An 11,818-nucleotide genomic window follows, 5' to 3' on the forward strand; every position below is an offset into this window, starting at 1 on the left:
CTCCTTCGCAAGCTAGATTTAGACGCGTCCTACTTCATTTGCTGCTTTGTCCATACTTTTATCATACGATTGGATCACTTTTTGATTCGCTTCATAAGCGCGCAGCGCCGACATCATATCCACCATGGATTGCGCGGAATCGACGTTCGAACGCTCGATAAAGCCTTGGCGCACTTCAACTTGGTCACCTGGCGCTACTTGCGAAATCGTCGCTTCATCTCCTGGATTAATACGCAGTAACCCATTCCCCTCGCGGAGCAATAGATTCGGATTCTCTGCACGTGAGAGCATCAAACCGATTGGCGCACCTGCCCCATCCAGAATCGGGCGTCCGTCGCTGTCCATGAACTCGCCCCTAGCCGTGACTTTGAAATTCGAGATCGGTTGCCCGGCTCCATCCAACAAGACTAAAGCTTGTCCATCTCGGCCCAATACTTGTTCGCCATTGGCATTCACAAGCTGACCTGCTGCATCGACAGTGAACTTCCCGTTTAAGGAGTAACGCTGCTCGCCATTCGGGTTCAAGACGGTAAATAGTGCCTGCGGTTGGAATGTTCGCTCCCCTTCGGCATTGACGTATTTACCTGTTGCATCAAATGCAATTCCCGGTAGTTGAATGTTCGAGACCAATGCAAAATCGAAAGGATTCTGCGTTTCCTGCAGATCACCTTGGGTGTGTACGGAGATACTCTCTTCCGAGAACACACCTAAGCTCATCTTCCCAAGCGGTGCTGGAGAGGCACCTTGTCCACCGCGAATCGTAGAGATCAGCATTTCTGGAAACGAACGCGACAAGGCATTACCCTGTTTAAAACCTGGAGAATTCAAGTTAGCAATATTATTCGTTACGGTATCGTGTCTGCGTTGCTCAGAAATCATCCCTGCTGCCGCGGTATACAGTCCTCTTAACATCTAGTCACCTCTTAGATAGGTTGTCTTATTAAAATTTACGTTTGGTTACTTTATCTAAATTATCCAACATAATTCCTGTGCCTTTAACAACACAAGACATGGGGTCTTCAGCGATAAGTACTGGCACTTTCAACTCATCCGCAAGCAATTGATCAAGCCCATGAAGCAACGCGCCGCCGCCTGTCAGAATAACACCACGATCAATAATATCCGCAGATAATTCCGGAGGTGTCCGCTCAAGTACGCTCTTCGCCGCTGTGACGATGGAATAAACCGGATCCCACAGGGCTTCCTGTACTTCACTGGAGTGAATGGTAATCGTTAATGGAAGTCCAGAAACCATATCTCTTCCGCGAATATCCATCTCTTGATCACGCCCATGTGGATATACCGTTCCAATTTTCAACTTAATATCTTCGCTTGTCCGTTCACCGATCAACAGCTTGTACTTATTTTTGATATACTTCGTGATCGCGATATCGAACTTGTCGCCTGCGATCTTAATGGAAGAGGAGGTGACGATGTCGCCCATGGATAACACGGCAACATCCGTCGTCCCTCCGCCAATATCAACAACCATGTTACCGCTAGGCTGGAAGATATCCATGCCGGCGCCAATTGCTGCTGCCTTCGGTTCTTCTTCCATGAATACCTCTCGGGCACCGCTGCGCTCAGCTGCTTCGCGAATCGCTTTCTGCTCAACTGAGGTAATGTTGGTAGGGGCGCAGATCAGTATTCTCGGATGAGAATACCAATTCTTGCCCCCGATTTTTGCAATGAAATGCTTCAACATCATTTCCGTAATATCAAAATCCGCGATAACGCCATCCTTAAGAGGACGAATCGCAATAATGTTACCAGGTGTTCTACCTACCATGCGGAAAGCTTCTTCCCCAACAGCCAACACACGTTTCGTATCGCTTTCAATCGCAACTACGGATGGCTCATCAAGCACAACTCCGCGACCTTTTACATGAATGAGCACATTTGCCGTGCCGAGATCTATTCCAATATCCTTGCTGAACATTTCTAATTAATCCTCCCTAAACCTACCGTCCATCCCGTGAAGAATCGGCGCTCTGATATACAGTTCTAATTATAAGCTAAATTCGCTATAAATGCATGTTTTCCTCTTTTTCCGTGAAATTTCGACACGTCCAGTTATAGGAAACACAGGAAACAACTCGGGATGAAGGGTATCTTAGGACTTAACCGTAACCAAGATTTCGGAAAGCTTGGGATTACGGGTCTTACGATACTTAATTTTCGTCGCTTCTCCTCCCCTAAGGTGCCGAATTGACTTGTGATACTCCAAAATGTGCTTCACCTGATTGGCCAGGTCTGGGTTGATTTCCGGTAGTCTTTCCGTCAAATCCTTATGCACTGTGCTTTTGGAAACGCCGAATTCCTTAGCAATGGTGCGAACCGTATTCTTGGTCTCGACGATACAGGTACCAATCTTAATGGTTCGCTCTTTGATGTAATCGTGCACTCCCCTCGCCTCCCTACTCGAGATAGTTTGGTAAAGTATATGAGGGGCATGACTAGATATTCTACGTAACCAAGCCTGACAAGCTCATTTCCCATATTTATTTTCAAAATAATAACAAGAAACCCGCTTTTGGCGCCCAAACCGGTCAAATGTGCATGAAAAATGTGAAAAAGCAGCAGGAATATACCCGCTGCCGTTCACTGTATGTAGGCTTTAGCCCCATGTATCGTAATGCTCGAAATGCTGCTTATTGCTTGACGTTCAAGAGGCTTTCTGGATTAACGGCTGCATTGTCGCTAACTTGACGTACTTCAAAGTGTAAGTGCACGCCATCTTCCTTCTCGAAATCGTTGCTGCCTGCTTTGGCGATAACATCGCCTTTCTTCACTTCTGCACCCTTCGTTACCTTCACATCAGATAAACTTTGGTAAATACTGATCAAACCGTTGCTGTGTGTAATCTCAACTAGCTTACCAACAACAGGACTTTGCTCAACGGCTGTTACTTTACCACCTAGTGCAGCTAGTACATCAAATGCTGCGCCATCTTTGGCTTTCAAGTCGATTGCCGTGTGCGGTGTCAGTTGATCGAGGTATTCGATCATTGCCGCTGCTTTCACATCATTGGATGCATTCGTGTCATAGTAAGGAATTGCTACTTCTACTGCAGCTCTGTCTTTCACAGGCCATTGCATGGCTTCCGTCGTTCCGTTAACCGCGAGAGCCCCATCATGTGGTGCTTTCGGATTATCGGTTTGTTCACTGCTGCTAACCTTAAGACCTGGATCATCTAGGCTGACTGTTTTCGTTCCTGCTCCCTGGTACACCCACATTAAGGTTAAGATAATTGCTGCTGCTGCCACATACGTCGCTGGGAATACCCATTTCTTAGCAAGCAATCTCTTCCATGCAGATGTTGGACCTTGTGCTCCTTGAACAGTTTTAGGAGCTTCTTCTTTCTGAAAACCTTTGTTATTATCACTCATGGTTATCACCTCATCAACCATTCTTGACACTTTACAAGGTTTTATACTTACAGAAAGATATTTTTATAGAAACATTACAAGTTTATGATTTGCCCAGAAAAGAAGCTGCATTTTCAATAGAGATGCCCGTGTAATAATAGGTTACGATCTCCTCCGCGGTTTTACCTTCCTTCGCCATTCCGTTGGCGCCCCATTGACTGAGACCTACACCGTGGCCGTATCCGAACGTGGTAATCGTGATTTGAGAGCCTGCCCATTTCCAAGCGAATTGAGAGGATGCTAGGCCTAGCTTCTCTCTTACTTCGCGTCCTGTGAAAACTTTGCCTCCTATCGTCATGCTTTTTATGCGATGTCCGGTAGACCAAGAGAGTACTTTCATACCTTTGGCACTCGTATCTGTCGTCGTCGCAATACTCGCCACACCTAACTTCTGAAGCATCGTCTTATAGCTGATCGTGACACTTTCTTGATAGCGAGAAGACAGCTTAATATCCCATGGACTAGGCACGCTGCGTAAATAAGGGCTTGCAAAAGGCCAATATTCTTCCGAATTCTCGGTATACCCATTGCTTGTTGAGAAAAATGTCGCGTTGATCGGTACGTGTCCATAAGTCAGTATTTTATCTTTGGTCTCATTAACAGCTCTATCAATCTTGGCCATATTCGTTTCATACTTGGTCTTGTCCCACTTCGTTCGAAGCTCCTGATCTGTCAAATAGGCTTGATGGGCTGTCGTATCTGTCACAAGTGCATCATTCACTGGCATATTGCTATAATCCTTCTCTATGACTCTACGCACGACATAGGTTCTGGCCGCCATCGCTTGCGCCTTGAGTGCTTCTAACTCGAAATCTACGGGCATTTCGGCAGCTAGCACACCTTTAACATACTGCTCTAGTGGAACGGTTTGCACAGTTGCCTGTTTCGTCAAATACACAGGAATCATCAACCCTTGCCCAGTGCTAGTCTCTTGCAAAGTTGAGTCTTCAATTGGGATTGGGTACACCTCGTCGGTTGGAATCTTCTTCACTAGCAATCCAGGCACGATGATAGTGACACACAACATGGAAGATAAGCAAACAGTCATCCACAGGATGACTTCTTTTCTGAGCACGCGTTTCTTTTTGAACATATGTCTGAGCAGCCTCCATTAGCGCGTTTACTAGCAGCAATTTTGGTATGTCTTAGCTTATGAGAGGGGTTGCTAGAATAGAACACGAACGAGGCTGGGAACTAGTTGATAGGTATCTTAGATGTGCTGAAAAATCCTGTTTGTGGAACAAAATATAAGGTAAACACGTCTAGTATTTTGTCCGGAATAGGGGCTAGCTAGAGCGCCAATGCACAGCCCTGTCCGTTGCGGTTTAACTGGAAAACCTCCATCTCTTTTCGCTGGAAGTGCCAGAAATTGCTGACTAGATGGAAAACTTACAGGTAAAATCACCGCAATCGGCTATATCAGCAAAATCTCGCGAAATTAACTACAGAAAATCCAGTTAGTTCATTTACTGCGAGAAAATCGAAGGAATTAACTGTAGTTTTTACAGTTAAACATGCGAGAGGCGCACATTTCATGTCATAGCAGTAGGAAGCCAGGATAGGAGTAGCGTAAAATCTACTGTAAGTCTGGTTAGAGTCCATGTAGTGGTAGGGAGACGTGTAGTGGCAGGAGTGAATAGAGAGGTTTAAGTAGACTTAGAAGCAGAAGTGAATTAGAGATAGACTCAAAAAAAAAGAACCATCAGGTCCATTCCCTGATGATTCCTCTTGTTTTACGCTAGCGTTGGCTGGATATTGAAAAATCCAAGTTCCGCCACTTCTTGCTCAATTTCTTGTGGGACCGAACGATAGATATCGGCACCTAGTTCACGCAGAACGTCCGTGATATCGACATAACCACGATCAATGTGGTGAACACCCGTGATCTCCGTCTCACCCTCAGCGGCTAATGCCGCGAGAATGAGCGCTGCACCAGCGCGCAGGTCTGTTGCGCAAACCTTGGCACCACGCAGCTTTGAGTTGCCACTTACGATCGCTGTGCGACCGTCCACTTTAATGTTTGCATTCATATTCGCGAATTCATCTACATGCATGAAACGGTTCTCGAACACAGTCTCCGTTACAAGGCTCGTTCCGTCCGCAACCATTAACAGTGCCATCATTTGCGACTGCATGTCGGTTGGGAAGCCTGGATACGGTAACGTTTTCACATCTACCGCACGTAGCGGACTTGTAGCTCGAACGCGAATACCGTTCTCATCTTCTTCGATCGTAACACCCATTTCCTGCATTTTGGAAATGACAGGACGAAGGTGGTCTCCAATCGCGCCCTCCATGTACAGTTCGCTGCCTGTAATTGCTGCAGCAATCATGTATGTACCAGCTTCTACGCGATCTGGGATCACCGTATGTACGCAACCACGAAGCTTCTCCACACCTTCAATACGAATAACTCCTGTACCCGCACCGCGGATCACAGCGCCCATCGCATTCAAATAATTGGCCAAATCAACAATTTCCGGCTCTTTTGCCGCATTTTCAATCGTTGTCGTGCCTTCTGCAAGCGTTGCGGCCATCATAATATTCTCTGTTGCACCTACGCTGGCCACATCTAAGTAAATCTTGGCACCCTTCAGGCGCCCTTTCACTTTGGCTTCGATATAGCCTTGACCCAGTTCAATATCGGCACCCATCGCTTCAAAGCCTTTGAGATGCTGGTCAATCGGTCTTGTGCCAATCGCACAACCGCCTGGAAGCGAAATTCTCGCTTGACCCAACCTAGCTAACAAAGGACCCATCACGAGGAAAGAGGCTCTCATTTTACGGACTAGATCATAGGAAGCTTCACAGGTATTAATCTGCCCAGCTCTTACTCGAATCACCTGACGGTTGTATTCGACTTCAATTCCTAAGCTTTGTAATACTTTATTAATGACTAGTACATCGTCAAGGGGAGGCGCATCATGGATGACGCTTTCACCTTCCGACCCCAGAATGGAAGCCGCAATAATCGGCAGTACCGCATTTTTTGCTCCGTTGATTTTTACATTGCCAGCTAGCTTTCGGCCACCGCGGACGATAATTTTGCTCATCATGGTCCCTCCGCGCACTTATTTTAAAAGACAGGTTTGCACATTTCCTAAGTTTATCATTTGAAGCCACATAGATACAACTGTGTTCTTTTGGCAGTCAGAGATGCCCTACATAGAGTTCGAAGCGTAATGTGATTTTCATTCCGTTCTATTATCCATTGTTGACAACAAACTTCTGCATTATTCGGAAAATCGCATTAAAACATCTTACTGAAGCTCATGGAGAGACCCAAATACTGAATGAAAAAGCCCGCAACTAGCTGCCCAAGTCCGATCGAAAGCAAGATTTGCAGCATAATCGCCTGTGCGCCTTTAGGTCTTCTCAGTAAAACATCAAAACGGAACGCTTGCAGCGACCACCAAGCCAACCCGATGCAAAGAATATAGACAGCTATGCTAGCCATGTTCATCAACGACGCGTATTGCGCCACTTCACTCCATTTGTCCGTCTCGCCCATAGGTCACTCCTCTTCGATTTTACCGATTTACGACTCTGTCCAGCATGGTTACAAATTCAGCCCGTGTTGCTTGATCTTCTGGATGGAAGGTACCATCGGGAAAACCGCTGATCCAGCCATCTGCCGCCATCTGTTTGAGAATGCCGATCCCCCAGTAAGATTCGCTCACATCGCTAAAAGGTGTATTGCCTCTCAGCTTCCCTGTCATATTCATGCTGCGCGCAAGCATTTGCGTCATTTCCATACGGGTCAACTTGCCGTCAGGCTTAAATGTCCCGTCTGGGTAACCATCTACGATGGCGGCTTGAACGGTTTTGGCTATATCCGCGTAAGCCCAATGCGAAGCGACTAAGTCGCTAAATCGCAAGTCCTTGCGTTTTGTTAAACGCAACGCACGCGATAGCACAGTAGCCGCTTCAGCTCTTGTAATGGATTGATTTGGTGCAAAGCGATAATTGCCATAACCGCTAATCATTCCTTGCTCGCTAAGCTTGGTAATGGCATCCTGAGCCCAATGTCCTGCAATATCGACATACCCGCTGACCAGCCCATAACTGTTCAACTGCAAGCGATACATCTGACTCATAAACCACTGATTCGCTTGAAGTTTAATATAATACGTTCCTTCAGGCAACGGCTTCTCGAAGCCCAGTTGATCCGAACCACTCTCACTTCGGTAGGTGCCCTGCTCCTGCAATGAATTATTATATAACGTAGCGTATAACGTGCGTGAGGTAGGAATATTGGTTAATCTGATTTGAGCCAAACTATCTGAAGTTAATCGGAATTCGAACCAATCAACGTCTTCATTTTTATGAAAAACACCTTCATACCGGGCATTCATCGCAGCAAATGTAGCTTGATACGATTTGTCGTTCGGTTCATTCGCGTCTATTAACTTAGGCGTATACTCAATCTCTAAAGTGTATTCACCTGTAATGGGTCCAGTATAATCCTTCACATTACTAACTCGAATATAATATTGCCCAGGCAGGACTTCCATCTGGGAACTCACTTCTATACCGCCATCGCCAGCCTGATCGATCGTCGTTGACTTCTCCCCTTCTTTCTGAAAAAGAAGCATAGGATCGATCCGTCCCGTATCCGTCGATAATCTAAGGCGCATCGTGCCCGAGTGTTCAAGCGTCATTGCGAACCAATCGATGTCGTCTGTTTTATGAAACGTACCTCGAATGGTCTGACTGCGTTCTGGTAATGTAAAAGCTTTATACTGCTTATCATTATCCTCAAATGGATCCGTATAAATAATAAAATCCGTTCGCAACGTATAATTCAGCTGGGTCTTGCGAGCGCGATCAACATTCTCCAATTGCACATAAGTAATGCCTTTGGTCACAGCCACAGTGAATGACTGTTTTCCTTCATCAGTACCACTTACGGCATCGAAGCTCTGTCCTGAATCGAACTTCACACGAATACCCGCCCCATCCTCGGGCTTCACGACTAACTGAATGTAACCGTCATAAGCTGCATCAATCGCGTACCAGTCCAGGTCCTGCCCTGAGCTAAGATTCGCTTTGACTATTGTATGATTAGGCAGCGATGCCGCCTGGCTGGCGAGATCATTCGGTTCGAAGCGATCTTGCTTATAAGGCTCCGTCAGTGCCTTCTCGATATTCAATAAGCCATAACCCGTCTTAGCATCCCAACCTTTGGACATTAAGTCCGTGGCTGTTTGCTCGAGCTGTGAGCGCACTTGATACGCCGACATAGCCGGATATTTTCCCCATACTAGCGCAGCTGCAGCTGCCACTTGAGGCGCAGCCATTGAGCTTCCATCTTGATACTGATAGCCACCGCCAAGCGCCGTCGTGTATACGTCCCAAGGCGCCATAATATCGAGCTCAGGACCGTAATTCGATCGTGGATCAGCCTGTTTATTGGGGCTCACACCACCAACAGAAAGCACAGTTGGATACGCCGCGGGGTATTTCACACTCGTACTCTCATTACCAACAGCGGCGACGAGTAAGACGTTACGATCCTCTGCGTATTGCACGATACCTGCCAGATAATCCGAGTATTTGTTCAATCCCAAAGAAAGTACAACGATTTTCGCCCCGTGATCGACCGCATATTTAATGCCTTCGCCCAGTTTGGCTTCGCCACCTGTTCCATCTGCTTCTAGTGCCTTAATTGGCATAATTTTCGCATTGGGGGCAATTCCCGCGATACCTTTATCGTTATTAATCACAGCAGCAATCAAGCCCGCTACGTTCGTTCCATGTCCATTATCATCAAAAGGCTTCTTCGAAGCCTGCAGTAAATTCACACCATCCACTAAATTACCCGTGAGATCTGGATGTCCAAGGTCAACGCCAGTATCAACAACGGCGACAACAATCGGCGTACGGGCATCACCTGCTGCGGCCCATGCTTGATCGACGCGAATCATATCCAGATAGGTTTGCTTCACTCTCATGGGATCCGTAGACACCGCATAAGCTGCATCTACATTAGGCACGAAGCCTATTAGTCCTAGGACTAGCATTGTCATCAATATCATGGGGCCTACGTATCGAAAATAAGTCATCACATCAGGTCCTTTGTCCCAAAATAAATCTCTTTGTCATTTACTTATCACATAAGAAAGTATACGTTTTCGGTGTCAGAAAACAGCTTTGTTATTGGTGATAAAACTTACATCTAACGCGGTCGCTCATCTTCGAGGTGCCTCGATAAAAGTTTTCTCATATATCTATACCATATTAAACATCTTCTCGATACCTATAACGGCTCAACTTCGCAAAAAGTTCAGATCTTAGAAAATATTTTTTAAAGTATTTTCTGGGAGTTGTCCGGGACTCGTCTAAATAATGTAGAATTTGGAAGAAAAGGTCCTACCTTCCTTTATTTCCGGGGAAATGAGATGAATCAAATAACGGCAAATTAAGTGCTCGCTACAGGCGCGCGGGATTTGAACATGGAATCCTTGGGTTCGGACGGTTGTGGTGGCGGTTGGGTTTGGGGGCTCTAGCTCTACACAAATGCACGAACTGGATAATGTGCAGCTCTTTAAGTGAAATTCCTTTGAAAACTTGATTTAACTGGAAAACATGTAGTTAAAAATGACCTTTTTGTTCAGATCGAGTAAATTTCTCAAATTTAACTGCAGGTTTTCCATCTATTCTGAGTTTGGGCAGAAAACCCCCATATTTAACTGGATAAAATCCATCTATTCATCAGGTACAAAGGAGCATTACAAAACCTACATCCAATCAACTCAATTTTAACTTAGCAACCCCTACTCATACTTCTACTTCCTCTCCACTCGCATCGCCTCAAATGGCAGCAAAAAAAGCCCTCCCTACATTTACGTAGGAAGAGCTTCTTAGGGTACTGATTATTGGATAATAAAATCCTTCGTCAAAGTAAAGACGCTCTCGATGCCTTTTAGCACCAAGTGCGGAACCACACCAAGCGCCACGCTGATTAGCGCACATAACCAAACGGTTATGCCTAACGGCACGGACACTTTGATTGCTGCTGGCTCGTAATCGCTGCGCATGAACATTTGACGCACGATGCTGAAATAGTAGTAGAACGAAACAACGCTGGTTGCGATCATTAACGCACCAAGCCAGTATTGCTGTGTTTGCATCGTTCCTAAGATGATGTAGAGCTTACCGAAGAATCCACCTGATAACGGAATACCAGCTAAGGAAAGAATGATCAATACCATCGCCACTGCTGTTAAAGGTGCACGGTAATAGAGACCCGCGAAGCCTTTTGCTTCGGTATGACCTTCCGCTTGCTCGATAATCATCAATACGGCGAAAGCACCGATGTTCATGAACATATACGCGATTAAATAAAAAATGAATTCCGAGAAATTGGCATAATGCGTGGCCGAAAAGTACGTTCCAATCGGAACGAGCAGATAACCAGCATTGGCAATTCCCGAATAGGCGAGGAGCCGTTTCATATTCGTTTGCTTCAGCGCAATGAAATTCCCCACGACCATTGCAATAGCCGCCATAACGGATATCGCTAGGAACACATCGGATTGCAGCTTACTCTCTCCGAAGTCGCTAAATCCGAACAAGACATAAAAGACTCGGAACAAGATGGCGAAGCCGGCCGCTTTGGACACGACAGCCAAGAATGCCGTAACCGGTGTTGGCGCGCCTTCATACACATCCGGCGCCCAGCTGTGAAATGGTGCGGCGGCAATTTTAAAACCGAATCCTGCCAGCAGCAAGAAGAAAGCAACGTAGAGCAGCGGCTCGTACGAGGTTACCAACGTTGGGAGGGCTGCGCCAATCTCTTGCAGATTTGCGGAACCGACCATCCCATACAAGAAGGACATGCCATACAGGATAATCGCGGATGAAATACCGCCCATCACCAAGTATTTGAATGCTCCTTCATTGGATTTCTTGTCTTTCTTCTTCATAGCCACCATGAGGTAAGAAGTAATACTCAGCAATTCCAACCCGACATAGAGTGTAATCAAATCACCCGAGGATGACATGATCATGGCCCCTAACGCTGCAGGCAAGTAGAAGTAGTAATACTCCCCGACATGCGGAATGCTATCCTCTTTCACGAAGCCTAAGCTCATGAAGACAATGAGTCCCGTTCCGACAAGGGTACACAATTTAAGTAAGTTCGAAAAATCGTCGACGCGATAGCTTTGATTCAAGAGTTGAATCGCTTCGTCCGGATTCAGCTGCAGGACAACGAACACGGCAGAAATCGCGATGCCGACCAGGGTCAACCATCCGATAATCGAACGACTGAAACGGTTCGGCAGAACCAAATCCAAGAGAGATAGGATGATCGCAGTAGCAACCAGCGCAAGCTCAGGGAGCAGATACAATAAATCACTGGCATGGAGTCTAATCTGTTCCACTGG

9 protein-coding genes are annotated in these 11,818 nt (G+C 46.2%); all 9 read right to left on the reverse strand.

Annotation, left to right across the window (positions count from 1 at the left end):
• Positions 1–18: 18 nt before the first annotated feature.
• Positions 19–912 carry a flagellar hook-basal body protein gene (locus HQN88_RS24005; RefSeq protein WP_173117261.1) on the reverse strand — a complete coding sequence of 298 codons (894 nt, stop codon included), beginning with the start codon at positions 910–912 and terminating at the stop codon, positions 19–21.
• Positions 913–940: 28 nt separating this feature from the next.
• Complete coding sequence (gene mreB / locus HQN88_RS24010; RefSeq protein WP_056611625.1) at positions 941–1,939, reverse strand: rod shape-determining protein; 999 nt, start codon at positions 1,937–1,939, stop codon at positions 941–943.
• Between the two features lie 174 nt (positions 1,940–2,113).
• The gene (gene spoIIID, locus HQN88_RS24015) at positions 2,114–2,404 is read right to left on the reverse strand and encodes a sporulation transcriptional regulator SpoIIID (RefSeq protein WP_056611628.1); all 291 of its coding nucleotides are present in this window, start codon (positions 2,402–2,404) and stop codon (positions 2,114–2,116) included.
• A gap of 247 nt (positions 2,405–2,651) precedes the next feature.
• On the reverse strand, positions 2,652–3,389 hold the full coding sequence (locus HQN88_RS24020) for a M23 family metallopeptidase (protein WP_173117263.1): 738 nt from the start codon (positions 3,387–3,389) through the stop codon (positions 2,652–2,654).
• An 82-nt stretch (positions 3,390–3,471) separates the two neighbouring features.
• Positions 3,472–4,521 (reverse strand): stage II sporulation protein D, encoded by a 1,050-nt coding sequence (gene spoIID / locus HQN88_RS24025; RefSeq protein WP_173117265.1) that lies wholly within the window; start codon positions 4,519–4,521, stop codon positions 3,472–3,474.
• 640 nt (positions 4,522–5,161) lie between these two features.
• On the reverse strand, positions 5,162–6,481 hold the full coding sequence (gene murA, locus HQN88_RS24030; RefSeq protein WP_173117371.1) for a UDP-N-acetylglucosamine 1-carboxyvinyltransferase: 1,320 nt from the start codon (positions 6,479–6,481) through the stop codon (positions 5,162–5,164).
• 197 nt (positions 6,482–6,678) lie between these two features.
• Positions 6,679–6,939, reverse strand: coding sequence for a DUF1146 domain-containing protein (locus tag HQN88_RS24035; protein ID WP_063795496.1), 261 nt, complete (start codon positions 6,937–6,939; stop codon positions 6,679–6,681).
• A gap of 19 nt (positions 6,940–6,958) precedes the next feature.
• Entirely contained in the window at positions 6,959–9,493 is a 2,535-nt protein-coding gene (locus tag HQN88_RS24040; protein ID WP_246320421.1) for a S8 family serine peptidase, read from the reverse strand.
• 810 nt (positions 9,494–10,303) lie between these two features.
• Entirely contained in the window at positions 10,304–11,815 is a 1,512-nt protein-coding gene (locus tag HQN88_RS24045; RefSeq protein WP_173117267.1) for an NADH-quinone oxidoreductase subunit N, read from the reverse strand.
• Positions 11,816–11,818 lie beyond the last annotated feature (3 nt).

The organism is Paenibacillus qinlingensis, from assembly GCF_013204845.1.
GTDB classification, from domain to species: domain Bacteria; phylum Bacillota; class Bacilli; order Paenibacillales; family NBRC-103111; genus Paenibacillus_E; species Paenibacillus_E qinlingensis.